Source organism: Streptomyces sp. NPDC019443 (assembly GCF_044389785.1).
Lineage (GTDB): Bacteria > Actinomycetota > Actinomycetes > Streptomycetales > Streptomycetaceae > Streptomyces.
The window spans coordinates 15051-39255 of the sequence record NZ_JBIRYJ010000002.1; the positions used below are offsets into that span (position 1 = coordinate 15051).

Genomic DNA, 24205 nt, shown 5'->3' on the forward strand with positions numbered 1-24205 from the left:
GGGTCAGCTCTTGGGCAGTGAATAGCTCCGTGCCGCGGGCACTTCGCGGGCCGGCTCGACGGTCACCAGTCCGCCCGCCGCCTGCTTGGCGGGCTTCTGGATGAAGGACTGGTAGGTGGACGGCTTGGCGCGGTCGGAGAAGTCGAACGACACTCCGAGAACGTTGAGCCCGGACTGCTTGCGGTGCGCCGCGGCGATGCCTTCCCGGGTGAGGTCCTTGGCCTTGCAGGCTGCCTTGAGGTCCTCACCGAGGACGCTGATGGTGTTCCAGCCGCTGACGACCCCTGCGTCGAGCAGCTCGCTCGGATACTTCGCCCGGTAGTCCTTGGCGAGCTTCTGGATCGCCGGGGTGTCGGAGCTGAACGCCGGGGCGGCGCTCACCAGGTAGAGCTGCTTCTCCAGAGCGGGGCCGACCGGGGTGGCGAGCAGTTGCGGGGCGAAGCCGGGTGCGTTGCTGAGTACCGGGACCGCGAATCCCTTCGCCGCCGCGGTGCCGACCAGGGCCGCCGACTGCTTGGGACCGGCGCTGATGAGGACCGCCTTGACACCGGCTTGCTTGAGGGCGGTGACCTGTGCGGTCAGATCCTGATCGGTGGGCTTGATCTTCTGCTCGACGATGCTCAGCCGGTGCTGCTTCGCCGCGTACTTGGCTCCGGCCAGGGCGTTCTCACCGTACTCGCCCTCGAAGTAGACGTGGCCGATCTTGTCGCCGGGCTTGAGCTTGGCCTTGCGGACGACGAAGTCGACGCCGTTGATCATGTCGATGTCATAGGTGGATCCGACCACTTGGACGTACTCGTGGCCCAGCAGGCTGGAGGCCCATCCCATCGGAAGCGTCAGCAGGTGCTTGGCTTCGATCTCCTGCTGCAACGAGGACACCACGGGAGAACCGACCACCTGGGACAGGGCGGCCACATTCGGCTCGGTCTCGGTGAACGCGGACACGGCCTTCTGAACGTCGTAGCCGTGATCCTTGACGGTTATCCGGACGTTACGGCCGCAGACGCCGCCGGAGGCGTTGAGCTGGTCGACGTACAGCTGCTGCGCGTTGACGATGCTCTTGCCGAGCGATGCGTACGGTCCGGTGAGGTCGGTCAGCGCGCCCAGGGTGATGGTCTTCTGCGTCACTCCGGGGCCGGTCTTGACGCCGTCGCTGCCGGCCGTGTTCGCGTCGGTACCGCTTTTGGTGCTGCAGGCCGTGGCGCTCAGGGTGAGTACGGCAAGGACGGCTGCAGCCGGGGCAAGGCGGGGGTGTCTCACGGTGTGTGCTCCTTCGGGGTGGCGCCTTCGACGCCCTGAGGGTCGGAGGTGGTGCGGGTGCGGAGAGGGAAACGCCAGTTGCGGCGAGTGCCGTCGCCGGTGCGGCGCGGCCGTTTGTGGGCCAGGCCGGCCAGGCCGCCCGGCGCGAAGACCAGGACGAGGACGATCGCGGCGCCGTAGAGATAGCGCGCGGCGTCGCCGGGGGTCACACCGGATCCGGCGGTACCGGGTGCGGTGAGCAGCGGCAGGTGGTCGGCGTATTTGGTGAGGACATGCGGTATCAGGGCGACGAAGACAGCTCCGGCGACGGCGCCGCCGACCGATCCCAGGCCGCCGATGACGATCATCGCGAGGTAGTCGATGGAGAGCAGCAGGCCGAAGTGGTCGGGGACGACGCGCTTGAACACCAGAGCCAGCAGAGCGCCGGCGGCGCCCGCGTACATCGAGGAGACGATGAACGCAGAGGCGCGGTAACGGGAGAGGGGAACTCCCATGACGGCTGCGGCGACTTCGCTGTCGCGTACCGCCGCAAGGGCGCGGCCGGGACGTCCGCGCACGAGATTGCGCGCGGCGAGCCAGGCCATGGCCACCAGTACGAGGCCGAAGTACCAGAGGCGTTCAAGTCCGCCGAAGGGGACGCCGAGTACAGCGAGCCCGTCGGGTGAGGTGTCGGAGAAGGAGAACCCGAAGATTTCCAGCGCCGGCACGGAGCGGCCGTTGAACCCGCCTGTGATGTCACGGGCGTTGAGCATGATGTGGTGGCCGAGGAAGACCAGGGCGAGGGTGGCGATGCCCAGGTACATACCGCGCAGGCGACCGGAGATGGGGCTGAACAGCCCTCCCGCGACGCCGGCGAGGACGACGGCGAGAACGAAGGCGAGCAGGGGCGGCAGCCCGAGCCCGTACAGGTGGGCGGAGCCGGTGCCGGACGGGTCCGCGGCCAGCCACACATAGCCGTACGCGCCTACAGCGAGGAAGAAGGCGTGGCCCAGGGACAGTTGTCCGGTGGTCCCGGACAGCAGGTTCAGTCCGATGGCGCCGATGACGGCGGCCATGGCGAACAGGCCTGTCTGAAGCCAGAACGAGGAGACGTAGAAGGGGAGGACGAGCAGAAGCAGCACGGCGGCGACGGTGCCCGCCCTGGAGGCTGTGCCGGACCGGCGTCCGGCGGCGCCGCCCGAGTCGTCGGCGGGAGCGCCCGTGGTGGCAGGAGGGGAGGCGTTGGGCGACAGGGTGTCAGACACGGGTCAGCTCCTTCGATCCGAAGAGACCGGTCGGGCGGACCAGGAGTACGAGCACCATCACGAGGTAGGGGGCCACGTCGGAGAATCCGGAACCCAGGGCGCTCAGCTCGTTCTGGTAGCCGGCGGCCATCGCGGCTGTCAGGCCGATCACGAAACTGCCGACGAGTGCGCCGACGGCCGAGTCCATACCGCCGAGGATGGCGGCGGGGAAGGCGCTCAGGGCGATCTGGCTGGTGGTGCGGTCCAGGCCCGCGGCGGGAAAGGCGGCGAGGAACACCGCCGCGAGAGCGGCCAGCGCTCCGGCGACGCACCAGGCGATGAGCCGTACGCGGTCCAGCCGTATGCCCATCAAGGAGGCGGCCTCCGGGTCGGCGGCCGCCGACCGCATGGACAGGCCCCAGCGGGACCAGCGGAACGCCGCGAAGAACACGCTGATGACAACGATCGCCACCGCTATGCTCGCGATCCGGGAGTCGGCGACGGTGATGTCCCCGAGCTGTGTCACGTCGGCACCCCAAGGGTCTCCCATGTTGAGGAAATCGGCGCCCACCCGCCTGTTCAGTTCGGTGCTGAGCAGAACGTCGATACCGATCGTCAGGATCGTCAGCGTGTGGATTTCCGCTCCGCGCAGACCGCGGGTGGCCAGCAGTTGCACCAGCCCGGCGAGCGCCGCCGCCAGCGCGGCGCCGACGAGCACAGCCGGCAGGAAGCCGATGGTGTCGTGCAGCCGTGCCGTGACATAGCCGCCGAACAGGAGCAGGGAGCCGTGGGCGAAGTTCATGACGCCTGACGCCTTGAAGATCACGACGAAGCCCAGGGCTATCAGGGCGTACACCGAACCCAGCGCCAGTCCGTTCAGAATCGTTTCGGCCAGCTTGATCATGGTTGCGTTCCTTCGTCCTGGGCGTCCTGGGCGTCCTCTGCGGGGACGCCGAGGTAGGCGCTGATGACCGCCGGGTCGCGCTGGACACGTTCGGGCGTCCCGTCGGCGATGAGCCGGCCGAAATCGAGAACGGTCACGGAATCGGCGATCCGCATGATCAAGCCCATGTCGTGCTCGACGATGAGGATCGAGATGCCCAGGGCGTCACGGACCTTGGCGATGGTTTCGGCCATGGCCACCCGCTCGGTGGGATGCATACCGGCGACGGGTTCGTCGAGCAGCAGCAGCTTGGGCTCCATGCACAACGCGCGTGCCATCTCGACGCGCTTGCGGTCGCCGTACGCGAGCGAACCCACCGGCTTGTCGAAGGCGGGGCCCAGGCCGAGGAAGTCCGCGATCTCGGCCGCGCGCTCCCGGTGGCGGCGCTGCTCCCGTACCGCTTGGGGCAGTCGCAACGCGGTCGCCGTGAATCCCGCACGGGTCAGGCTGTGGCGGCCGAGCATGAGGTTGTCGGCAACGGTTCCGTGGGTGAGCACGATGTTCTGGAAGGTGCGGGCCACTCCGAGCTGGGCGATGCGGTGCGGTGCCAGGCGGGTGAGGTCCTTGCCCGCGTACCGGACGGCTCCGGCCGTGGCGCGGTACACCCCGGACACGACGTTGAAGCAGGTCGACTTCCCCGCGCCGTTGGGCCCGATGAGGGCGTGGATCGTACCGGGGGCGACGGTGAATGAGACGGCGTCGAGGGCGACGAGGCCGGAGAAGCGGACGGTCAGCGCGTCGACCGTGAGCGTCGGCACCGGCTCTGTCTCCGCGTCCGGTTCCGGTGACGAGGCGGGATCGCGCGTCGTGGCCGCGGCGTCGATGCTCATCCGTTCCACCTGGCCAGCTCTGTCAGTCCTGGTGCGGTTGCGGACAGGGCGGTCGGGGGCGTAGCGGCGGACACCGCATCCTGGCCCGACGTGTCGGCGTCGATGCTCTCGCCCAGGTACAGGCGCCGTACTTCGTCCGTGCCGGCGAGGTCGGCCGACGCCCCCTCCAGCCGCACCTGGCCGACGTCCAGCACCGAGGCACGGTCGGACAGTGCCAGGCCCATGGAGGCGTTCTGCTCGACGAGCAGGATGGACGTTCCCTGGGCGTTGATCTCGCGGATGACCGACGCGATGCGCTGAACCATGAGGGGCGCCAGTCCCAGTGAGGGCTCGTCGAGCAGCAGCAGCCGGGGGGCGGCCATGAGCGCGCGGCCCATCGCGAGCATCTGCTGCTCGCCCCCGGACAGCAGCCCCGCGGCCTGCCGCCGCCGCTCGGCCAGCAGCGGGAACAGCGCGAAGACGCGGTCGCGGGCCGCCTGCCGGTCAGCGCCACCGCGACTGCGGGCCCCCAGGAACCCGGCCCGCAGGTTGTCCTCCACCGACAGGGCGCCGAAGATCCTTCGGCCCTCGGGCACCTGCACCACTCCGGCGGCCACCGACCGCGCGGGATCGCCGGTCAGCCGTGTCTCGCCGAAGTGCACGGTGCCGCTGTCGACCGTGCCCCGATGGAGCGCGAGGGTCCCGGAGACCGCCCGCAGCAGCGTGGTCTTGCCCGCTCCGTTGGAGCCGAGGACGGCAACAATCCCGCCTTGCGGGACGCTCAGCGAAACCCCGTGCAGCGCCCGCACGGACCTTCCGTAGGTGACCTGGAGATCAGTGATCCGAAGGGATCCTGACTGCGTCGGTGGAGGGCTCATAGGGGGTCTCCTCGCAAAAGGTGCAAACGAGCGGGTCGGGCTGGGCGCTACGAGAACACGGCCCGAGCAGGGCGTCCATACAGGTACGGCGAGCCGCTGTCCGCTCCCAGCCGGGAGGCGTCCGGCTTGTGAGAGCTCACAGTCCGCAAGGCCTACTGGCCGGAAACATCACGGTTTGGCTGAAACCTCGCCGTTCGGTAAGCGACTGCTTAGCATGGTGGCCTCCGGGAAGGGTGCCGTTTCGGCTTCCGCACGCGGCTTCCGCGCGGCAGCCATTGACCCGGTGGAGGAACTTCACTGCGCTCCGCGCGGCTCACGACATGGCAACTCGCGTGTTCTTCTCGCACGCCCCGTCCAACCTGGAGGGTCCATGCACGCCAGTTCCGTCCCCGGCAGTGTTCGCACTCGCCGCCCCGACATAGCCCTGCCCCGCGGTCCGCTGCCCGACGGCGGCGCGGACGCCTCTCCTCTCCAGCTCTTCGACCGTGCCTGCCGGCGCCTTCTGGGGCACGGAGTGGAATTCACCGACACCGTGGTGGACAGGATCCGCGCCGAAGTGCCGTACTACGCCGACCCGGTGCTCGCGCCGCCCGACGTGCGGCGGAACGTAGGCATCGGCATCCGCCACGGGCTGGAAGCCGGCGTGGATCCCAGCAGAATCGTGGACGTCGAGCGGTACACCAGAGACCTCGGCATGAGACGCGCGGAACAGGGCCGCCCGCTCGACGAGGTGCTGCACGCCTTCCGTGTCGCCGGCTCCGAAGTATGGAGCGGGATCATCAGCGTGGTGGAGCGGGAGGGACTCGGCGACACGCGTCAGTTGGTACACGTCGCCGAGCTGGTGTGGAAGAGCAACGACCGCGACGCCGTCATGGTCGCCGACGCCTACCGGCAGGTCGCCAAAGGCGTCGCAAGCCAGCACGGTGAACGCGTCCGTCTGATCCTCGCCGCCTTGCTGGAGACCCGTAACGAACCCGAGTTCACCCGCGACGCGGCGGCCATCCTCGATCTGCCGATCGACGGGCGTTTCGCGGTGGCGGTGGTGGGGGCGACACCGCCGTACGGCCGCGCGCCGCAGACCACTCCGGAGGTTCGCGGCATCCGGATCCTGCGCCAAGCCTGCGGACGCCGCGATGTGCTCGTTGCCCACCTGGGCGATCGTCCCCTGGACGCGTTCGCCTCGGCCCTGGACGCCGGTCCCGGGTTCCGTATCGGGATCAGCCCGGTCGTCCAGGGGCTGGAAAGCCTGGCCCGAGCGCGTGACATGGCCGGGCTCGCCCTTCGCACGTGCCGGGCCGACGGTGAGGTCGCCCGGCTCGATTCCCGCCTGCCCGAAGGGCTCCTGATCTCGCGGCCCGACCTGTCCGCCGAGCTGGCCCACGGGGTGCTCCGGCCCATGTACGACCTTGAACCTGCCGACCGGGACACGCTGTTCGACACCGTCGGTATCTGGATCGAGAACGGCGGATCCGCCGTCCAGGCCGCCCGGCACATGCTCTGCCATCGCAACACCGTGCTCAACCGTCTGCGCCGCTTCGAGCAGATAACCGGCCTTGAGCTGACCCGCCCCCGCGATCTGGTGCAACTCACGCTCGCGCTCGACGCCCACCGCCTGCTCGGACCAGCCGCCGCACTCGGCATCACCGACGACCGCAATCGCCCGCTCACTGCCTGACGACGCACGGCTCCGCGGCAGCCGATGACCGCCGGCGGTCCGCCGGCGGGCACGGCTGAATGGGCACCAGCACAGTCACCCATGCGGGGCATTGGGAGCGGACAACGGCCCGAGCACAGCGCATGGACGGGCCGGGGCGCGGGTGCTCTGGTGAGCCTCGCATCAGAGGTGACCCACCCGAGTGCCCCACCCGCATCCGCGCCTGCCAGGAGACAGCCATGGCCCAACAGCACGCCCCCATGCTTCATCATCGACCACGGCCGCATCGCCCGGGCATGTCCTTCGCCGTGGTCAACGGACTGACCTTCGGGGTCCACCTGCTGCTCGCCTGTTCCGCCGCCGACTTCATGGCCACCCGCATCTGGGGGGAGACCACCATCGGCGTGCTGGCCCTCCTCTTCCAGGGTTCCCTGCTGGTGTGGACCGCGGCGCGGTACGACCGCCGTGCGGACGAACGCCGCGTTCCGCAGGAGCAGGAGCAGGAGCTGGATTACTGATGAATCCGGAGATCCTGCTCGCCGCGCCCGGCGCCCTGGACAGAGACACCCGCGCCCTGGTCCTCGTGGGCTTTCTTACGTTCATCGTCCCCATCTTGTTCATCTGCGTCCTCAGCGGCCCCGAGAGAGACCGGGTCAACGACTTCTACACAGCAGGTCGCAGCGTGTCGCCCTTGCGGGGAGCCCTCGTACTGTCCGGCGTCTACCTGTCCGCGGCCACGGTGCTCGGCACCACGGGAAGCGTCGCGGTCTTCGGCTACGACGGGCTTTTCATCGCCCTGTGCACCGTGCTGTCCCTCGGCGTGCTCCTGCTGCTGGCCCGCCCCCTGCGCGAGCGCGCCGGCTACACCTTGGGCGACATATTCGCCCTGCGGGCTCCGGGGCCCGCGGCAAGGATCGCGGCCGCCGTCGTGACCCTGAGCGCGTGCGTCCCCTATCTGGTCGTGCAGCTCTCCGGTGCGGGAGTGACCACCACGGCGCTGCTGGGACTGTCCGGTGTGGGCGCCGAACAGACAGCCGTCATCATGATCGGCGCACTGGTCGTCTGCGCCACGGTGTTCGGCGGCATGCGCGGCACCATCGTGATTCAGGTGATCAAAACGGTGGTGCTGCTCGGCGCGGCCCTGGCTGTGACAGCTGTGCTGCTCCATCGCTTCGACTGGAGCAGCGATTCTCTGATCGACGCCGCCGGACAGGGCAGCGGCCGTCCCGCCGGCTATATGAGTCCCGGCCTCCGGTTCGCCGGCGGCACCGACCCCGAAAGCACACTCGACTTCGTCGGCCTGATGATCACGATCGTGCTGGGAGTGGCGTGCCTGCCACACGTGTCCATGCAACTGGGCACCGCTCCCGACGCGGCCACCGCGCGCCGTACGGTGCGCCACACCATCGGCATCGTCGGCGCTTTCTGCCTCACCACAGCTCTGATGGGCTTCGCGGCCGCCGCGGTGGTCGGCGCCCCGGCGATCATCGCCGGGGATCCGGGAGGCAACACCACCCTGCTGATGCTCACCGGCGAACTGGCGGGCGGCTCGTCCACCAACACGGGCGGTGCGTTTCTCGTCGTACTGGTCTCCTCCGCGGTGTTCCTCACCACGCTCGCGGTCGTAGCGAGCATCACCCTGGCGGCCGCGGCGGCGGTCGCCCACGACCTGTACACGCATGTCCTGCGCCGGAGGCGCACGACCGAAGGCCGAGAGGTGGCGGCCGCACGCTTGGCGTCCGCCGGGGTGGGAGTACTGAGCATCGGACTGGCGGTCTGGGTCCAGGAATGGAACGTCCTGTTCCTGTCTGCTCTCTCCCTGGCGGTGGCGGCCTCCTGCCTGCTTCCGGCACTGGTGTACTCCCTCTTCTGGAGGGGCTACACCCGCGCCGGGCTGCTCTGGACGCTGTACGGAGGCCTGGGCTGCGCCGTCGGACTGCAGATCTCCGGCCCGGTCTTCTCCGGCTCCCCCTCGGCGCTCTTCCCGGACTGGCACCTCGACTGGTTCCCGCTTCAGACGGTCGTCCTCGTATCGATGCCCGCCGCCTTTCTGCTCGGCGCGCTGGGCAGCGTATGGGGAAAGCAACGGGTGTCGGAGGTCGCCGAGCATGCCAGGGCATGAAATGGCGCACGGGGCTACTGCTGCCGACCCGTCCCCGTCACAGAGCCGCCTGCCGAGTTCCGCCGACCGTCGCCGATTGCGTCTGAGACACATCGACGAGGGTCGCCGGCAGTGCGATGTACGCCGTGACTCCCACGGCCCCGTCCTGCCCCTGCGTGGGGCGCAGTTCGACCTGGGCGCCGAGCCGGGCCGCCAGGGTCCCGACGACGTAGTGGCCGAGGTAGCGGGTGGGGGCGATCAGGAAGGTTTCCCGGCCCGCGAGCCGGGCGTTGGAGCGGGCCAGTTCCTCGGCGGTCATGCCGGAACCCCGATCGACGACTGCGAGGCAGTAATCGCCGCCGTCGCGCCAGCCGTAGATCTCGACCGGGTGCGAGGGAGGTGAGAAGACCAGGGCGTTCTCGATGAGTTCGGCGAGCAGATGGGAGAGCTCGGCGACGGCACGGCCGCGGATCCGGCCGACCTGTACGTCGGCCACAACGACGCGCTGGTACTGCTCGACCTCGGCGATCGCCGACTGCACCACCTCGGCCGCCGTCACCAGGCCGGACCAGGTCCGCGGCGGCAGCTCCTCGCCCGCGAGCACGAGCAGCGACTCGGCATTGCGGCGCATACGGGTTGCCAGGTGGTCGAGTTCGAAGAGCTCGGCAAGCGCGTCCGGGTCGATTTCCTGGCGCTCCAGGACGGTGATCAGACCGAGCTGGCGCGAGAGCAGTGCCTGATTGCGGCGGCCGAGGCTGGCGAGCGACTCGGAGGTGTTGCGGCGGAGCACAGCCTGCTCGGTCGCAAGGCCGATGGCAGTGTGCTCGACATTGTGCAGGGCGGTGGCGAGCCGGGTGAACTCACGAGCGCTGTCAGGGACCCGGCGGGAGAGTTCAGGGACGAGTTCGTCGCCCGCCTCGGCCTCCTGTATACTGGCGACAGCGGCGGGCAGTCCGCTACGGGCCACCGAGTCGGCCTCATCGGCGAGTGCGACGAGCGGCCGGGTGATCGAGCGGGCGGAGAGCACGGCGAGTGCGGTGGCAACCGCGAGGATCAGCACACCGAGGCCGATGAAGCCGCCCAGCTGACCGGTGGCGTCGTCCCCGATCCCGTCCGCGCGAACCTGTAGATCGGCGCCGATCTGCCCCTGAACGCGGTGCAGTTGGTCGACGAGCACGGTCATCGACGACCACCAGCGGCGGGGGTCCACAGCGAGTTTGCTGCCATCGGCTCCGCCCTCCGCCTGCTTCTCGAAGCCGGTGGCGCGCCGGGCGTCGCTGGTGGCGAAGGCGGCGTCGAGTGCGGACTGCTGGTCGAAGGTGGCGAGTTCGGCGTACTGACGCAGGAAGGACAGCCGGTCCGCCCGTACCTCGGTGAAGTCGAGGAACTCGCTCTCCTTGAAACGCCCGGCGGCAAAGACCCCGTTGAGGGAGCCGCGCTCCAGGGCGACCGCCTCGGTGGCCCGGGCAAGGGCGTGCAGGGCGCCCATCGCGTCGGCAAGGGGGCGGTCACCACGAGCGGGTTCCGCGGCCGAGGCGCTGATCAGTCCGCCGATCGCCTCTGTGTACGCGGCGAGAGTCAGGGCGCGCTGAGCGGTGCCGTCGTCAACCGACTGGCGCACGGCGGCCAACGCCGCGACCGGGGAGAGCGCGTCCCGCAACTCGTCGGCGGTGTCCGCTCCCGCGCCGCCTGCCGCGAGCAGGGCGTCGAATCCGGTACGGGCGGTGTCGGTGCGGGCACGCTGGACGTCGACGTCGTCGCGATACTCCTTGGCGCCGCCCACCAGCCCATTGGTGAGCCCACGTTCGCGCTGCAGCTCGCGCACCAGCTCCTGGGCCTTGAGGACAAGCTCGACCCGGCCGGCGGTCTCGCGCGCCGCGGACCAGTCGGCCGCCCGGTCGACGACACCGAGGCCGGTCAGGACCAGCAGGAGACAGGTGGGGACGGCGAGCACGATGGCCACACGGCCGCGGATCGTGCCCCAACCGAGCAGGGCGGGCAGAGCGGGCGGTCGAGGCAGAGTGCGTCGTTGGTTGCGCGTCACGTCCGACGACGATACGAACCGGCATGCCCGGTGCGGTTTCATGGCGGTAAGGGGATGGTTGCTCCCGGCTCACAGGAGGCCCGGCCGCCCCGCGCGCCATCCGCCATTCTCCTGTAACTCAGCTACGGGCGACGGGAGTTGTGGACGCCGAGACTGTCGGCCACACCGTCGGCCCGGGGCCTGGGCGCGGGCTCCTCGGCCGCCGACGATGAAAACAGGGATCCCGTCGACACCCGGGTCCTGGCCCAGGCGGGACGGCTGCTGTCCCGGATGACGAGTCTGCGCGACTACCAGGCCGAGATCCTCGCCTACCCCCAGGCCATCACCGCGTACGACGCGCTCGTCGCCCGAGCCTCCCAACTGCCCCCGACCCTCGACCACTACGCGACGCTGCTCTCCCTCGCCCTTGACCTGCACAGCGGCCCCAGCTTTCTCCTCGACTGGCGGCCCGGACAGCGCGAGGCGCTGCTGGACACCCTGGAGTCCGTACTGAGTACGCCCGCCTGGGCCGCTGTACCGGCCGGTGAACCCACCGATCCCGCCGAACGCCGCCGGGCCCACTGGGCCCGGCGCGCGGCACGGCAGCCCTTCAGCTCCCGAGACAGGTCGACCCGACTGCGAGTCGAGGTCGTCGTGCGCGATCCGGCAGACCCGGACACTGTCGAGACCCGGCTGCTGATCGACGGCCGTCCCCTGGTGCCGGAGGCCTTCGGCCGGGGCCCGGCCAACTCCCCGGAGTACCTGCTCGACAGCGGCCGCCTGCGGGCCGCGGCCGAGCCCCGGGAAGTGCAGCTCGCCGAGGCATACTGCACCGAGGGCTGCTGCGGTGCGCTCTACGTCACCATCTGCCGCGACGGGGAACACGTCGTGTGGCGCGACTGGCGCCGCCCGGCCACGCCGCCTTCCCGGCAACCCCCGCCCGAGCTCCCCGAGTACCGCTTCAACGCGGCCGACTACGACGCCGAGATCGCGCGTGCCGAGAACGACCACTCATGGGCCTGGCCGGCCCGGAGCACCGCACGCCTGATCGCCGCGGGCCTGCGCGAACGGCCGGACCTCCTCACCCGGTGGGACGCCCGCCCGGGGTGGGTCGGCACCGACTTCACCGACCCGGACGCGACCGTGCTGTCCTTTACTTACTGGCCGGGGCTCGCCGCCGGGCAGAGGGACAAGGACGGCCCCTGGCTGCAGTTCATCTGGAGCCTCCCGGAGGACGGCACCCCTCCCGAGGACCGGGCCGCCGCCGCGCTGCGACGCCTCGCCACGGCGGACCCGAAGACCTACGCGGAGGTCAGGGGCGGCAGCCGCGAGTACGCCGAGGCGCTCGGCTTCCCGTGGCCGGAAGGGGGGAGCCGCTAGGGCGCCCCGCCGAGGTGGAGCGGGAAGGCACCTCGCCCTGCATGCACGATGACTGGAGCAAGCGCTGCGCGTCCGGGCCGGGGCGCGATCAGCGGGCCTCGAATTCGGCGATCAGCTTCTTCGTGGCGATGGTGCGGTAGCTCTCCTCCACCCAGTCGCAGAGCACCTCCGCCGGCGGTGCGCCCTTCTGGGCGAGGGGGATCTGCACCCAGCCCGCCTTCCCCAGCCCGTAGCCGGACGGCTCAGCGCCCGGGCAGGACAGAGCATGGGCGTGCATCGCCTCGTCCTTGAGTTTGACGCCAACCCCCAGCGGATAGCTGCCGTCGGTCACTCCCAGAAAGACGAAGATCTTCTTGTTGACCTTGACGACGGTCTCGCCCCAGGGGAATTCCTCGCCGGCGCCGGGCAGTCCCAAGGCAAAGGACCGCACCTTCTCCCACTTCGCCAGCGCGTGCTTCGGTGGTGCCGCCATACCGTTCTCCCGATTGCGCAGTCTGTTCCGTCTCACGCTACTGAACTGCGACTGCACATCGCGGCAGCTCAAGTGGCGCTCGGGCCCGGTCGGCTCGGCCATCCAGGCTGTCACTACCTATACGTCGCCGTCGGCAAAGAGCTCATCGAGGATCGTGTTGTAGCGGTCCAAGACGATCGCGTACTCGTCCTTGCTCTTCTGGGGTGCGCATCGAGCCGGGCAGGCTGTGGAAGCGCACCCAGCGATCGCCCTTGCTGCCACAGTGCGGACAGGTGGTCGGGATCGATACCGAGGCTCATCCTTCGGCGGGCGTGACGCCGATCGGGCAGGAGACTCCCGTCCCGCCGAGCCTGTGCTGCCATGTGACCCATGGGCCATGGCCGACTGTTGGGTGAACCAGTTCGTTATCCTCGTAGTCTTGATCCATGTCATCCTGTCCCGCTTCCACGCTGCAGGGAAACGGCCCTCGCGGGCAGCGGGCAGGCCGATGTCCGGACCGTCCTTCACTCAGGGCTCGTGCCACCGGCTACTTGTCGGTGGCCTCCGGAGCTGGCGCGATGCCCGTCGGGCAGGATGCTCCCCAGTTCGTCTCGAACGGGGTACTGGACGTTGTTTCTTATGGCGGTATCGACGGTGCTTCTTGGCTGAGGGGACTGAGCACGAGTCTGTGCCGGGCTCCTGGTAGAACCGGCGTATGGCATACAGGTTCACGGCCCGTGCGGTGGCTGCCGAGGTCGACGTTGATGGCGAGATGCAGGCCGGCGTGGCGGAGTACGAGGATGAGGAGGGCTTCTTCCTGCTGTTCACGAGCCCTATCGCTGAGCCGTCTACACAGGACATCTCGCTCGGGCTCGACACGTACTGCGTGATGACCCCGGACCAGTGCACGGCCTTTGGCTGTGTCCGTGAGGTGGCTCTGACAGGCAGCCTGCTCACGGTGTCGCTGGATCCCGATTGTCTGGATGACTTGGAGTTGGAGGACGCCGAGATCGAGGCAGTGCTCGACATGCCGGCCAAGAGCATTGACGAGATGCGCGACGTGCTTGCGAAGGTGCTGGCCTTCGGACGCACGGAAGTCCGGCCTCGGCTCACTGGTTTCTCGGTTTGATCCGCCTCATGAGTCGGCGGACCTGGCGGGGCAGAAATCTCCTCGTACAAGATCCGCAACGCCGCCGCGTCCGGCCCTGGTCGCGGCGGTCTCGGTGGGTGCTGGGGCGCCCCACCGAGTAGCCCAGCAGCACGAGCCATGTGTTGGTCTAGGAGGCTCACGGCCGTCTTCCGGGCTCCACTCGCGGAGCAAGCCGACGTCTTTGTCCTGCAGGTTCGGCACCGCGCGAGTTTTGCGTTTGGTCGACTCCCATCCCAGGTTTGCATTACGGACATATGCCTCATACTTGTACATAACGATTGTCTCGGCGCCTGCTCATGGGGGGAGTGGGGTTTCTCGGATGCTCCACCCCGACGGCGCGAAAGCGACACATGCAGGTGGCGGGACGGGGATTCTCTATTCTAGGCGGTTTTGGATCATGAAAAATGGCCAGGTGGCCCTTGTCTTGACCGCCGGCTACGCCCTCGGACGCACCCACAAGATGCGGTGGGCGCTCGCTCTTGCAGGTATTACGGCGGCCGGTAAGGGGCTGGGTGCGGGCCGCCTTGCGGCAGGAGCGGCCAAGTCCCCGGAATTGGCACGATTGACGCAAGACGTGCGGGGTCAATTGGTGTCGGCGGGCCGGAAGGCCGTTGTGGCGACGGCGAGTAACCGGATCGACTCGCTTAGTGACCGGCTGCAATCCCGTGCTGAGTCGCTTCGCGCAGGACCCGGCGCGGAGGAGACGGAGGAGACGGAGGAACCCGAGGACCGCGAGGACCGCGAGGACACCGAGGACACCGAAGACACCGAAGACACCGAAGACAGGGACATGGACGAGGAAGCGGATGAGGAGCAGGCGCCCAGGAAGCGGGCTCCGGCAAAGAAGACCTCAAGCCATGCGCCGCGGAAGAAGACCTCCAGTCGTTCCTCGCAACGGAGCCGGGGTGATGAGTAATGGCTGAGCGATCGGACGAGAAGCGCGGGAGCGGACACGGGTCCGTGTTGGAAGGTCTCCCGACGGACCGCTTGATTCAGGAGCTCGAGAACTTCATTGCCGCGCTCGGTGAACGGGCTTTGTCCGCGGTCACGGAAAGGGCGAGCGGGGGTGTCAAGCGCCTGGCTCATCCCGGCGGGGATGGCGACGGTTTGAAGGAAGCGGTGGCCGCGGGAGGTCGGCAGCTGGTGGAACACGTACCTCTCAAGGCAGTTGCCGGCGCCGGATTGTCAAAGGTGAAGGACAAGGCGAAAGAGGCGCTACCTGGTGGTGGCGGTGATCAGAAGGACGGCGACAAGAAGATCAAGGTCGTCAATATCGTCGAAGAAATCGACGTGGGCGTCCCCGTGTCGGTCGCGTACAACCAGTGGACCCAGTTCGAGGACTACCCGAGCTTTATGAAGAAGGTCGAGCGCGTTGAGCAGGAGTCCGAAACGGAACTCGAATGGAAGGCCCAGATCTTCCTCTCGCACCGCGAATGGCATTCGACCGTCATCGAGCAGGTGCCCGACGAGAAGATCGTCTGGCAGTCCAAGGCCGAGAAGGGGCATGTGGACGGTGCTGTGACCTTCCACGAGATCGCACCGAACCTCACCAGGATCCTGCTGGTCCTGCAGTACCACCCGCAAGGCTTGTTCGAGGGGACCGGCAACCTCTTGCGGGCGCAGGGACGCCGCGTCCGACTGGAACTCAAGCACTTCCGGCGACAGGTCATGACCCAGGCCCTTCTCAACCCTGAAGAGGTCAGGGGCTGGCGTGGCGAGGTCCGTGACGGCGAAGTCGTCCGCACCGACGAGGAAGTACGCGAGGAAGAGGAACGCGAGCGCGAGGAAGCCGAGGGCGCGGAACCGGAAGAAGCCGAGTACGAGGACGAGTACGAAGGCGAAGACGAAGAATACGAAGCCGAGGACGAGGGTTCTCCTCCGGAGGAGGAAGAAGAGGAAGAAGAGGAGGAGGAAGAGCCCGAAGAGGAAGAGCCGGAGGAAAAGCCCGCACCGTCCGCTCGGCGGCGGTCCAGCAGGGCAAAGTCGAGGTGAAGTGCAATGACCGTAGCCCCTCAGACCAGCCGCTATTTGGACCGGCCTTCCACCAGTGGTCTCGTCGACGTGGTCGACCTCATCCTGGACAAGGGCCTCGTCATCGACATCTTCGTCCGTGTCTCTCTCGTGGGCATCGAACTTCTGACGATCGACGCACGCATCGTCGTTGCGAGTGTCGACACCTACCTCCGCTTCGCGGAAGCCGTGAACCGTCTCGACCTCGCCCGCGCCGGAACCGAACGCGGGCTGCCGGAGCTCGTGGACGACCTCCGGGAAGGCGGCGCGAAGCACAAGACCCGCGGTGCTCTCGAGGGCGTCAAAGAGAAGGTCAGTGACGCCTTCGGCACAGGCGAGGACGAGGAGGACGAGGATCAAGAGGAGAAGCAGCCCGAGGAGAGGCCCCGCCGCAGGCCCAGGCCCGAAGGCCGGAAGGAGCGGGAGCGGTGACTGCCGACGAGGTGGGGACGGCTGCGCCGGTGGAGGGCGCCTGCTATGTCTACGGCGTCGTCCCCGAGCCCACAGACCGCGCCCCCGCACTGGACCTGCCCGGGGTCGGCGGCCCGGAAGCACAGGCCACATTCGTACGACACCGGGGAATTGCAGCTGTTGTCAGCACAGTCCCCACCGACCGCCCGCTGGGCACGCCGGAGGATCTGCACGCCCACGCACGCGTGCTGGACTCTCTGGCCGCCTCGACTACTGCCGTAGTCCCCTTCCGCTTTGGCACCGTACTGCCGGATGTACGGACAGTGGTCGAGCAGTTGCTGGAAGAAGGACTCGACGACTTCGCCGAGATCCTGAAACGGCTGCACGGCCAGGCGCAGTTCACCCTCAGAGCCCGGTACGTCCAGGACGCCGTGTTGCGCGAGGTGCTCGGTGAGAATCCGGCGATAGCCCGACTGCGGGAGGAGGTGGCGGCGAAGGACGAGGAGGCGAGCTACTACCAACGTGTCGAGCTCGGCAGAGCCATCACCGACGCGATCGCCGGCAAACGTCATACGGATGCGGCTGAGATCCAACGGCGTCTGGTTCCCTTCGCCGTCGCCACCGCCACCGCCGAACCAACCGTCGCGGAAGGGGTGGTGAATGCCTCCTTCCTCGTTCCGCAGGTGAAGTGGGCCGCGCTTGAAAAGGCGGCAGAGGAACTCGCTGTTCAGTGGCACGGCAGGATCCACCTGCGCCTCCTCGGGCCGCTCGCGCCCTACGACTTCGTGGACGAGGCGGCGAGCGAGATCGAGGAGGGCGGATAGCCGTGGGACTCCTCAGCGGACTGGTTACCTGGCCGCTCGCGCCGATCCGCGGAGTGGTGTGGGTTGCGGAGAGAGCCGAAGAGGTGGCTGAGCGCGAACTCAGTGACCCGGACGTCATCCGGCAGCGCCTGGAGGAGGTGGAGATCGCCCGGGACGCCGGTGAGATCACAGATGAGGAGGCAGCCCAACAGGAAGCAGAGCTGGTACGCCGCCTCATGGCCTCGCGGTTCCCCGACGGCGGGATGGAGGTGTGAACCGTGCCCGGGTCAGAGCGCGCTGCGCCGGAGCCGAAGAGGCCGGCCCGGCCGAAGCAGGAGTCGGCGACACGTGCGTCCCAGCGCAGCTCGACCGAAGGTACGAGGCGCAAGACGACGAAGTCCTCATCCTCGCACCGTCTCAGCGGCCGCCGGGCCGCCGCACGAGCGGCAGAGCACGTCCGCGAACTCGCCGATAAAGACCTCGAGGCCGTGACCTCTCTGGAGAAGACGGAGCAGGGCTGGCAGGTGGGCATCGAGGTCGTGGAAACGCATCGGATACCCGACTCCACCGACATCCTCGCCGTCTACCTCGTCGAGATGGACGACGAGGGAGAGCTGATCTCCTACCGCCGCGAAAAGCGCCATTACCGGGGCAGGGCAGAAAAGAGCGACGCATGAGCCAGGGTTCGGGCTGGAGTGCCCCAAGCCGGCGAGGAGACCCCTCGCTCGTGCCCGCCCGGCCCGAACCGGCCAACCTGGCCGACATACTGGAACGCGTTCTCGACAAGGGCATCGTCATCGCCGGTGACATCCGGATCAACCTGCTGGATATCGAGCTGCTCACCATAAAGATCCGTCTTCTGGTGGCGTCCGTCGACCGTGCCCGCGAAATGGGCATCGACTGGTGGGAACACGACCCCACCCTTTCCTCCGGGCAACGTGACGTCATCGAGGAGAACCGCCGCTTGCGCCGCCGTATCGGTGAGCTGGAGGCAGGAGACGGGGACAGTGGGGCCGTTGAGGCCGAGGAGGAGGCCGACCGGTCGGAGCACGAGGGGAAGCAGCGATGACCGAGTCCTGCGTCACCTGGCTCTATGCCATCGCATTCGACGCTCACCCAGTCACCGGGGTCAGAGAAACGCCTGCGTTGACGGGGGTGGCCGGTGAGCCTGTGCATGTCGTCGAGGAGTCCGGCCTGCTCGGCATCGTCGGTTCAGTGCCGGTCAGCGACTTCGGCGAAGAGGAACTGCGCGAACGCCTCCAGGACCTCGAGTGGCTCGAAGCAGCTGCCCGAGCCCACCACAAGGTGATTTCCACGGTGGCCCGCGAGGGGAACATCATCCCTCTGCGTTTCGCGACGATCTACCACGACGACGATCGTGTGCGCTCTCTCCTGACGGAGTGCCGGGCGGACTTCGCCTCGGCGTTGAACCGGGTGGCCGGGCGGACGGAGTGGGGCATCAAGGCGTACGTCGACCCGCGGACGCTGGAGCGGCAAGAATCACACGACGCGAGCCCCGAGGAGGGCGGTAGCCCCGGCACGGCCTACCTCCTGCGTCGTCGAGCGCAGCGACAGGGGCAAGAGACGGCGCAGCGGGAAGCTCAGGACCAGGCGGAGCAGATCCATGTCGCGCTCCAGGAACTCGCGGTGGAGTCGGCCCACCATCCCCCTCAGGACGCCCGCCTGGCTCGGTACGAGGGCTCCATGATCCTCAACACCTCGTATCTCGTGCCGAACGTCCTTACTGAGGAGTTCGTCACCGCGGTCGAGGACATCCGAGGCCGCTTTCCCGATGTGCGGATCGAGCTCGTCGGCCCGTGGCCCGCGTACTCCTTCGCCGGTGACAACGTGGGGCCGGAGCGGGTGTGAGCGCCGTGGCCGACCACCGGCAGTCTCCCGTACGGCAGCAGCCCCAAGTGCCGTACGCCTTCGAGGGACAGCAGATAGCGCTCGTCGACCTGCTTGACCGGGTGCTGGCCGGAGGTGTGGTCATCGCCGGGGAGATCACCCTGAGTATCGCGGACATCGACCTCGTCAGGATCTCGCTGCGCGCACTGATCGCCTCGATCCGTCCCGGCATGGAGGACTCCCGTGCCACGAAGGCAGACGCACGTGCCGCGGAGCGGCCGCGATGAACCGTCAACGCGGCGAAGATCGCGCCGGTGGCACGCCAAGGAACGCGGCGCGTCGATTCCCCGAACGAGTAGAGATGGACCCCGAGTCGGTGGAGCGAGGTCTGGCTGGTCTGGTGCTGACCATCGTTGAACTGCTGCGCCAGTTGATGGAACGGCAGGCATTGCGCCGCATCGAAGGCGGAGACCTGAGCGAGGAGCAGATCGAACAGCTCGGGCTGACGTTGATGGCACTGGAGAAGCGCGTGGAGGAGCTGCGCGAGCACTTCGGCCTCTCACCGGACGATTTGAACATAGACCTGGGCCCGCTGGGTCCTCTGCTGTCTCCGGAACCTTCTCCTGGAAATCCTCGAAACTCTGCGCCTGAGGGCGGGTAGGGCAACGCCACGGCGCACACGGTTCAGCACACGCAGTTCAACCAGAGCATCGCGACACTCCGCGCCATGGCGTCCAAGTTCTCTACGGGGAAGGCGGGTTCGTTCCCAACGAGCCGGGCAAAGGCCGACCGGACGCGTACCCGTGGCACCTCGCGCTGGCCTCCGTAGAGTCAGCCGTCAGCCGACGCGACACGCCGTGACGTGGCTGTTGACCCCGACGCGCCCCAGTGGGTTCAGTCCTCCGCAGGCGCGATGCCCGTCGGGCAGGAACGGCCCAAGTTCGTCTCAGACGGGGCACCCAGTTTGACGCCCGTCCCGCCGATTCCGCAGTATCCCGCCGGGTTTTTGTCCAAGTACTGCTGGTGATAGGCCCGCGCCGGATAGAAGGGGTGGTGCTCGGCCGGGAGGATCTCCGTGGTGATCTCGCCGTATCCGGCGGCGGACAGGGCCTGCTGGTAGCGCGTCCGGGTCCGCTCGGCCGCCGCCCGCTGGGCAGGGGAGTGGGTGAAGACGATCGACCTGACGTGGGTACCGACGTCATTGCCCTGGCGGAAGCCCTGGGTGGGGTCGTGGGACTCCCAGAAGAGCTGGAGCAGCCGCTCGTACGTGATCTCCGCGGGGTTGAAGACCACCCGCACCGTCTCCGCGTGCCCCGTCAGCCCGGTGCGTATCTCGTCGTCCACCGGGTGGGGCGTGTAGCCCCCCTGAAAGCCGGTCAGGGTGGTCCAGACGCCGACCGGAAGCTGCCAGAACCGGCGCTCGGCGCCCCAGAAGCAGCCAAGGGCGAAGTCGGCGACCTCGAAGCCCTCGGGATAGGGGCCCTGCAACGCCGTCCCGAGGACGGTGTGCTTCTCGGGAACCTCGTACGCGAGCGCGGACCGGCCCGGCGGAGCCTCCTCGGGTGTGGGCAGACGCAGATCACGACTCCGTGCAAACGACATGGCGGCCTCCTCATTGTCTGCGGGCGCTGAGGTCGGCGCTTCGGGCGTCGAGCTGTGTCCAAGCATGGCGTGCCGACTGGCTACTTGCCAAAACTCCGCATGCAGAAGGGGGCATTGGCCCCCAGGGTCGGCTGCGACCAGCAATGCGAGCGGCGCCCGGCCCCGGAGGACGGAGCGGTCAGTCGTCCCGCCTGGCGACCCCAATCGGGCAGGCGACGCCGGTCCCGCCGATACGGCGTTGCCATGTGACCTGTGGTTACGCCGACCGAACGTTCTCGCTTTGCTCATGTCACTCTCCTTCCGTCCGAGGTGGCGTCTCAACTTCTGGGGTGCTTTCGAGGACCAGAACGATGAACCGAACAACCACTGTGGCCGAAACGAGAGCGAGGAAGAGCATCACATCGCGCCCGGTACCTGGCGACGCCTCAACTGACGACCCCTCCACCGTAGTTGAGACAGAAGGCGATTGCGGTTGACCTGGGAAGACACAGGATGCCCATTACCTGGCGTACAGCAACATGCCGGTGGCCCGTTCCGCATCAGCGGGAGTGGACTGATAGACGGCTTCGGCCCCGCACCCAGTCGTTGGGTGCGGGGCCGAGCCGTTATGAGAGCGCTGTGGTCGGACTACTCCTGGTCGGCGGTGCGGCGGCGCTTCCACCACACCAGGCCGCCGCCGATGGCCGCGAGGGCTGCGGCGAGTCCAGCGATCAGTCCGACCGGCGTGCTGGAGCCGGTGTCGGCGAGGTCGCCTTCCGGGTCGTTCCCGCCCGTGCCGCCGCCGCTGCTGCCGCCGGTAGCCGGGGGCGTGGTGGGGTCGGTGGGCTTATCCGTCGGCTCACCCGGCTTGGTCGGCGTCGGCGTGGGAGTCGGCGTCGGGTCCGGGGTGTCGCCGCCGCTGGAGACGTCGGAGGAGACGGTGTTGCCGCCCAAGAGCAGAAGGTTCTTCTCGCCGTCCTTGGCGTTGTCCGTCAGCGTGCGCACCGATGACTTCGTCTCGCGAGGGAGGTAGCGGTGCTCGGTATCGAAGCGGACCTTCGTCATGTTCCGCTTCGGCTGCTTGGACAGGTCCACACCGCCGACCCCGTAGGCGTACCGGCCGCCGCCGGCGTCGTGCTCCCAGTGATCCTCACCGGTGCGCAGAGACTTCAGGTATGCCTGGTAGGTCTTCTCTCGCGTCCAGTCCTTGTTTTCCCCGCGCAGCGGCCACGCGGTCACGTCGTTGCTGTTGATGACCTTGTGGTAGTCCGTGGGTGCCTTGGCGTCCTGCTGGCGGATGAACTCCGCCGCCACTCGCGCCGTGTACACCCGCCGCAGGTCCGCGTAGCGGGGGCTGGTGTTCACCTGCTTCTCCACCTCGGGGATGATCAGCGTGTTGACCTGCCGCTCGGCCCACTTCTTCTGCTGCTCGTTGAAGTCGCACAGCTCCGTGCCGTTGTCGGGCATGTTGCTGTAGGCGAGGTACTGGGCCTTGACCTTCAGCGGCGTGTCGAGGATGTGGATGCCGCCGTTCTCCTCACGGACGACGGCGGTCGCAGGCTCGATCCAGTTCCGCACGGAGAACCAGCACGGAACGCCCTCACTGTTGCGAGGCATCGACTTCCAGAACCGGTCGGCCTCGGGCCGCTTGGTCGGGTTCATCGCCGAGGCGTAGTCCCGCTTCATCTCCAGGTCGGCTTCCAGCAGGATCCGGCCGGCATCGGTCTTCCCGAACGCCGTGTCCATGATCTTGTCGGGCTGGTCCGGGTTCAGGTTCACCCAGAACTTCGACGGGTCCAGCGCGAGCCACGTGAAGAACGCGTCGTTGATGAGCTGCGACTTGGCCTTGCCTCCCCAGCCGGCCGTGTCCTCGGGGACTTCCTTGGCGGAGAAGCTGTAGTCGACGCCCTTGCCCTTGACCGGCTTGCCGATGTACCGCAGCTCCAGCGTGGTGAAGTCCACCCCACCCGGGCCCTTGGGCTGAAGACGGTTCGGGTCGGCTGCGTTCTTGCGGTCCAGGAACTCCTTCATGTCCTTCGGGTTCGGCCGCGACTCACGGATCAGATCCTGCGCGCCGCCGCCGGTCACCCCCTTGGATCCGGGGGGCTGCATGGTGGTCGACTTGTCCCGCACGCCGCCGCCCGGGGCCAGCTCGACCTTGCGGGAGCGGTAGTTGTACTCGGTGACCTTGCCCGGAGCGTTCTTCTTCAGCTCGTTCAGGTGGTCCTTGGCGGACTTCTCCTGCGGCTCGGCGAAGATGTACTTCAGCGACTTGACCGGGGATTCCTTCTGCTTCGACCAGGCGATGTCACCCGGCTTCTGCTTCTTCTCCGGATGCCCGTTGGACTTGATCTCCAGCGCCTGCCCGGTGCTCTTGTTCCACGCATCCGCCTGACGCCGGTGAGTCTTGCCGGTATCGGGGTCGGTGTAGTCGAACTCCTTCTGGCAGATCCAGTCGTCACCGACGAGACCGTGTTCCTTGATGATCTTCTTCTCGAACGCCTTGCCGCGCGGGTCGTTCCCGGCGTTCTTGATCAGGATGATGTCGCGCCAGTAGGTGAAGTCCCCGAACGCGTTCGGGTTCTTCTTGCTGGCCCGGATCCACTTCCACCAGACCCGGTCGACCGGCCGGGACTTCGGAGGCTCCTTGGTCTCCTTCTCCAGGCGCTTGTAGTCCGCCTCGGACGGCCCCTGAAGACCGTCCCACTTCTTGCCCGGGTTCTCGTACTCGTAGGTGTCCCACTGGGACTTCGCCCGCGACGCATCCCCGCCGGGCATCTCCACGATGGCAACGAGGTCTTCCGCGAGATCGAAGTAGTCGCGGCAGAGCATGCCCGGGTTCGGTGGCTTCTTCCCCGGTGCGGCATCCGCGCTGGAGGTCAGGCCCGGAAGGCCGGTGAACGCGAGGGTGGCCGCGGCGGCGACCGCGACAGCGGATGCCAGGCGTGCCCTCACGCGTGAACGTATGGTTTTCAAGTGCTTTGTCCCTTACCTGCGGGGGCCTGGGGACATGTGAGAGAGCGGTGTGAGCCCCCGTGACATGACACCGCCAAAGAGGCAGCCTAGTACCTGAACTCTTTGTGAATGCAACCCTATTGGGGCGCGTCGCACGGGCCGCTGCCGCACTGTCAGGGGTGCCGGGTAGGGTCGGCCGGTATGGAGATGACCGACGACGAGTACCAGGAACTGGCCGAGCTGGACCGCATACGCTCCAGCAACCCCGTCCTGGACGCCTGGCTTCAGATCCAGCAGCAAGAGTTCCCCGGATGGGCCCAGCGGCACGACGGGGACTGGGACTTCACCCCCGGCTCCCTTGAGCGCCTGGACGCCCTCGTTCGCTCCCGCTACACCAGCAGCGACCAGGCATGGGAGGAACGCGGCAGCGACTTCCTCCAGACGGCCGCCTGGTATGTCGGCGAGGTCCACAACCGCACCTGCGGCACCCAGTGGCAGTACCACCCTGACTCCGTCGCCGCCGACCCGGCCGTGTGGCCGTTCGTCACCGTGCCGTTCGACCGGCTCTTCGACTTCGAAGACGAAGACGGCATCGAATCCGACGCCAGGCCCCTGTACACGCCGGTCAACCGCCTGTGCGGAATCCTCGACGCGGACGGCGGGAGCCTCATCACCGACATCGACATCCACACACCCCCGCAGTAGTCGTCAGGACTGCCTCAAGA

The 24205-nt window shown here is 68.0% G+C and carries 25 protein-coding genes and 2 pseudogenes; 17 read left to right on the forward strand and 10 right to left on the reverse strand.

The genetic code is table 11. The annotated features are described in order from the left end of the window. Positions 1–3: 3 nt before the first annotated feature. The 5 genes from ACH492_RS06200 to ACH492_RS06220 are packed head-to-tail and all read right to left on the reverse strand — an operon-like array spanning position 4 to position 5113. Positions 4–1260, reverse strand: coding sequence for an ABC transporter substrate-binding protein (locus tag ACH492_RS06200; RefSeq protein WP_398983376.1), 1257 nt, complete (start codon positions 1258–1260; stop codon positions 4–6). Beyond that, the gene (locus tag ACH492_RS06205; protein ID WP_398983378.1) at positions 1257–2504 is read right to left on the reverse strand and encodes a branched-chain amino acid ABC transporter permease; all 1248 of its coding nucleotides are present in this window, start codon (positions 2502–2504) and stop codon (positions 1257–1259) included. Before ACH492_RS06205 ends, ACH492_RS06200 begins: the two co-directional genes overlap by 4 nt. Then, positions 2497–3387, reverse strand: coding sequence for a branched-chain amino acid ABC transporter permease (locus tag ACH492_RS06210; RefSeq protein WP_398983380.1), 891 nt, complete (start codon positions 3385–3387; stop codon positions 2497–2499). The genes ACH492_RS06205 and ACH492_RS06210 overlap by 8 nt, the downstream gene beginning before the upstream one ends. After that, positions 3384–4256: an ABC transporter ATP-binding protein gene (locus ACH492_RS06215; protein WP_398983382.1), complete on the reverse strand. Its 873-nt coding sequence runs from the start codon at positions 4254–4256 to the stop codon at positions 3384–3386. Before ACH492_RS06215 ends, ACH492_RS06210 begins: the two co-directional genes overlap by 4 nt. Continuing rightward, positions 4253–5113, reverse strand: a complete 861-nt coding sequence (locus ACH492_RS06220; RefSeq protein ID WP_398983384.1) for an ABC transporter ATP-binding protein — start codon at positions 5111–5113, stop codon at positions 4253–4255. Before ACH492_RS06220 ends, ACH492_RS06215 begins: the two co-directional genes overlap by 4 nt. Positions 5114–5483: 370 nt before the next feature. On the opposite strand from ACH492_RS06220, the gene ACH492_RS06225 reads away from it, so the two are divergent. The 3 genes from ACH492_RS06225 to ACH492_RS06235 all read left to right on the forward strand — a co-directional run bounded on the left by ACH492_RS06225 (position 5484) and on the right by ACH492_RS06235 (position 8889). Continuing rightward, positions 5484–6788, forward strand: a complete 1305-nt coding sequence (locus tag ACH492_RS06225; protein ID WP_398983386.1) for a PucR family transcriptional regulator — start codon at positions 5484–5486, stop codon at positions 6786–6788. A 275-nt stretch (positions 6789–7063) separates the two neighbouring features. Further along, on the forward strand, positions 7064–7285 hold the full coding sequence (locus tag ACH492_RS06230) for a hypothetical protein (protein ID WP_398983388.1): 222 nt from the start codon (positions 7064–7066) through the stop codon (positions 7283–7285). Then, positions 7285–8889: a cation acetate symporter gene (locus tag ACH492_RS06235; RefSeq protein WP_398983390.1), complete on the forward strand. Its 1605-nt coding sequence runs from the start codon at positions 7285–7287 to the stop codon at positions 8887–8889. The genes ACH492_RS06230 and ACH492_RS06235 overlap by 1 nt, the downstream gene beginning before the upstream one ends. Before the next feature lie 37 nt (positions 8890–8926). Here ACH492_RS06235 and ACH492_RS06240 read toward each other — a convergent pair whose 3' ends face one another. Next, positions 8927–10912 carry a nitrate- and nitrite sensing domain-containing protein gene (locus ACH492_RS06240; protein WP_398983392.1) on the reverse strand — a complete coding sequence of 662 codons (1986 nt, stop codon included), beginning with the start codon at positions 10910–10912 and terminating at the stop codon, positions 8927–8929. A gap of 138 nt (positions 10913–11050) precedes the next feature. On the opposite strand from ACH492_RS06240, the gene ACH492_RS06245 reads away from it, so the two are divergent. Continuing rightward, positions 11051–12271, forward strand: coding sequence for a hypothetical protein (locus tag ACH492_RS06245; protein ID WP_398983394.1), 1221 nt, complete (start codon positions 11051–11053; stop codon positions 12269–12271). 88 nt (positions 12272–12359) lie between these two features. Here the strand turns inward: ACH492_RS06245 and ACH492_RS06250 are convergent, their stop codons facing one another. Next, positions 12360–12743 (reverse strand): MmcQ/YjbR family DNA-binding protein, encoded by a 384-nt coding sequence (locus ACH492_RS06250; RefSeq protein WP_398983396.1) that lies wholly within the window; start codon positions 12741–12743, stop codon positions 12360–12362. Between the two features lie 417 nt (positions 12744–13160). Continuing rightward, positions 13161–13238, reverse strand: a pseudogene (locus tag ACH492_RS06255) (DUF4291 domain-containing protein); the annotation flags it as partial. Positions 13239–13437: 199 nt separating this feature from the next. Between ACH492_RS06255 and ACH492_RS06260 the strand changes: the two are divergent. From ACH492_RS06260 to ACH492_RS06315, 12 genes and pseudogenes are all read left to right on the forward strand, one after another. Then, positions 13438–13851, forward strand: a complete 414-nt coding sequence (locus ACH492_RS06260; protein ID WP_398983398.1) for an Imm10 family immunity protein — start codon at positions 13438–13440, stop codon at positions 13849–13851. Between the two features lie 418 nt (positions 13852–14269). After that, positions 14270–14788, forward strand: a complete 519-nt coding sequence (locus tag ACH492_RS06265) for a hypothetical protein (RefSeq protein WP_398983400.1) — start codon at positions 14270–14272, stop codon at positions 14786–14788. Further along, positions 14788–15864 carry an SRPBCC family protein gene (locus tag ACH492_RS06270; RefSeq protein ID WP_398983402.1) on the forward strand — a complete coding sequence of 359 codons (1077 nt, stop codon included), beginning with the start codon at positions 14788–14790 and terminating at the stop codon, positions 15862–15864. The genes ACH492_RS06265 and ACH492_RS06270 overlap by 1 nt, the downstream gene beginning before the upstream one ends. Positions 15865–15870: 6 nt before the next feature. Continuing rightward, the gene (gene gvpJ / locus ACH492_RS06275) at positions 15871–16314 is read left to right on the forward strand and encodes a gas vesicle protein GvpJ (RefSeq protein ID WP_398983404.1); all 444 of its coding nucleotides are present in this window, start codon (positions 15871–15873) and stop codon (positions 16312–16314) included. Beyond that, positions 16311–17117: a GvpL/GvpF family gas vesicle protein gene (locus ACH492_RS06280; protein ID WP_398983405.1), complete on the forward strand. Its 807-nt coding sequence runs from the start codon at positions 16311–16313 to the stop codon at positions 17115–17117. Before gvpJ ends, ACH492_RS06280 begins: the two co-directional genes overlap by 4 nt. Positions 17118–17119: 2 nt before the next feature. After that, positions 17120–17371, forward strand: a complete 252-nt coding sequence (gene ccmI / locus ACH492_RS06285; RefSeq protein WP_398983406.1) for a c-type cytochrome biogenesis protein CcmI — start codon at positions 17120–17122, stop codon at positions 17369–17371. A 3-nt stretch (positions 17372–17374) separates the two neighbouring features. Further along, on the forward strand, positions 17375–17773 hold the full coding sequence (gene gvpO, locus ACH492_RS06290; RefSeq protein WP_398983408.1) for a gas vesicle protein GvpO: 399 nt from the start codon (positions 17375–17377) through the stop codon (positions 17771–17773). Continuing rightward, positions 17770–18165, forward strand: coding sequence for a gas vesicle protein (locus tag ACH492_RS06295; protein WP_398983410.1), 396 nt, complete (start codon positions 17770–17772; stop codon positions 18163–18165). Before gvpO ends, ACH492_RS06295 begins: the two co-directional genes overlap by 4 nt. Then, on the forward strand, positions 18162–18965 hold the full coding sequence (locus tag ACH492_RS06300; protein ID WP_398983412.1) for a GvpL/GvpF family gas vesicle protein: 804 nt from the start codon (positions 18162–18164) through the stop codon (positions 18963–18965). The genes ACH492_RS06295 and ACH492_RS06300 overlap by 4 nt, the downstream gene beginning before the upstream one ends. Positions 18966–19012: 47 nt before the next feature. Then, a complete protein-coding gene (locus ACH492_RS06305) occupies positions 19013–19231 on the forward strand; it encodes a gas vesicle protein (RefSeq protein WP_398984778.1) in 219 nt (72 codons plus the stop codon). A gap of 74 nt (positions 19232–19305) precedes the next feature. Beyond that, positions 19306–19605, forward strand: coding sequence for a gas vesicle protein K (locus ACH492_RS06310; protein WP_398984780.1), 300 nt, complete (start codon positions 19306–19308; stop codon positions 19603–19605). A 21-nt stretch (positions 19606–19626) separates the two neighbouring features. Continuing rightward, positions 19627–19805 (forward strand): annotated as a pseudogene (locus ACH492_RS06315) (flavoprotein); the annotation flags it as partial. A gap of 33 nt (positions 19806–19838) precedes the next feature. Here the strand turns inward: ACH492_RS06315 and msrA are convergent. Next, positions 19839–20546 (reverse strand): peptide-methionine (S)-S-oxide reductase MsrA, encoded by a 708-nt coding sequence (gene msrA, locus ACH492_RS06320; protein ID WP_398983414.1) that lies wholly within the window; start codon positions 20544–20546, stop codon positions 19839–19841. A gap of 627 nt (positions 20547–21173) precedes the next feature. Further along, a complete protein-coding gene (locus tag ACH492_RS06325; protein ID WP_398983416.1) occupies positions 21174–23480 on the reverse strand; it encodes an LAETG motif-containing sortase-dependent surface protein in 2307 nt (768 codons plus the stop codon). 201 nt (positions 23481–23681) lie between these two features. On the opposite strand from ACH492_RS06325, the gene ACH492_RS06330 reads away from it, so the two are divergent. Next, entirely contained in the window at positions 23682–24185 is a 504-nt protein-coding gene (locus ACH492_RS06330) for a hypothetical protein (RefSeq protein WP_398983418.1), read from the forward strand. Positions 24186–24205 lie beyond the last annotated feature (20 nt).

Coding starts and splice junctions, on each gene's coding strand:
- ACH492_RS06230 (WP_398983388.1), top strand. CDS start 7,064: ATGTCCTTCGCCGTGGTCAACGGACTGACCTTCGGGGTCCACCTGCTG.
- ACH492_RS06235 (WP_398983390.1), top strand. CDS start 7,285: ATGAATCCGGAGATCCTGCTCGCCGCGCCCGGCGCCCTGGACAGAGAC.
- ACH492_RS06220 (WP_398983384.1), bottom strand. CDS start 5,113: ATGAGCCCTCCACCGACGCAGTCAGGATCCCTTCGGATCACTGATCTC.
- ACH492_RS06310 (WP_398984780.1), top strand. CDS start 19,306: ATGGACCCCGAGTCGGTGGAGCGAGGTCTGGCTGGTCTGGTGCTGACC.
- msrA (WP_398983414.1), bottom strand. CDS start 20,546: ATGTCGTTTGCACGGAGTCGTGATCTGCGTCTGCCCACACCCGAGGAG.
- gvpJ (WP_398983404.1), top strand. CDS start 15,871: ATGACCGTAGCCCCTCAGACCAGCCGCTATTTGGACCGGCCTTCCACC.
- ACH492_RS06215 (WP_398983382.1), bottom strand. CDS start 4,256: ATGAGCATCGACGCCGCGGCCACGACGCGCGATCCCGCCTCGTCACCG.
- ACH492_RS06250 (WP_398983396.1), bottom strand. CDS start 12,743: ATGGCGGCACCACCGAAGCACGCGCTGGCGAAGTGGGAGAAGGTGCGG.
- ACH492_RS06265 (WP_398983400.1), top strand. CDS start 14,270: ATGAAAAATGGCCAGGTGGCCCTTGTCTTGACCGCCGGCTACGCCCTC.
- ACH492_RS06225 (WP_398983386.1), top strand. CDS start 5,484: ATGCACGCCAGTTCCGTCCCCGGCAGTGTTCGCACTCGCCGCCCCGAC.
- ACH492_RS06210 (WP_398983380.1), bottom strand. CDS start 3,387: ATGATCAAGCTGGCCGAAACGATTCTGAACGGACTGGCGCTGGGTTCG.
- ACH492_RS06295 (WP_398983410.1), top strand. CDS start 17,770: ATGAGCCAGGGTTCGGGCTGGAGTGCCCCAAGCCGGCGAGGAGACCCC.
- ACH492_RS06300 (WP_398983412.1), top strand. CDS start 18,162: ATGACCGAGTCCTGCGTCACCTGGCTCTATGCCATCGCATTCGACGCT.
- ACH492_RS06260 (WP_398983398.1), top strand. CDS start 13,438: ATGGCATACAGGTTCACGGCCCGTGCGGTGGCTGCCGAGGTCGACGTT.
- ACH492_RS06330 (WP_398983418.1), top strand. CDS start 23,682: ATGGAGATGACCGACGACGAGTACCAGGAACTGGCCGAGCTGGACCGC.
- ACH492_RS06270 (WP_398983402.1), top strand. CDS start 14,788: ATGGCTGAGCGATCGGACGAGAAGCGCGGGAGCGGACACGGGTCCGTG.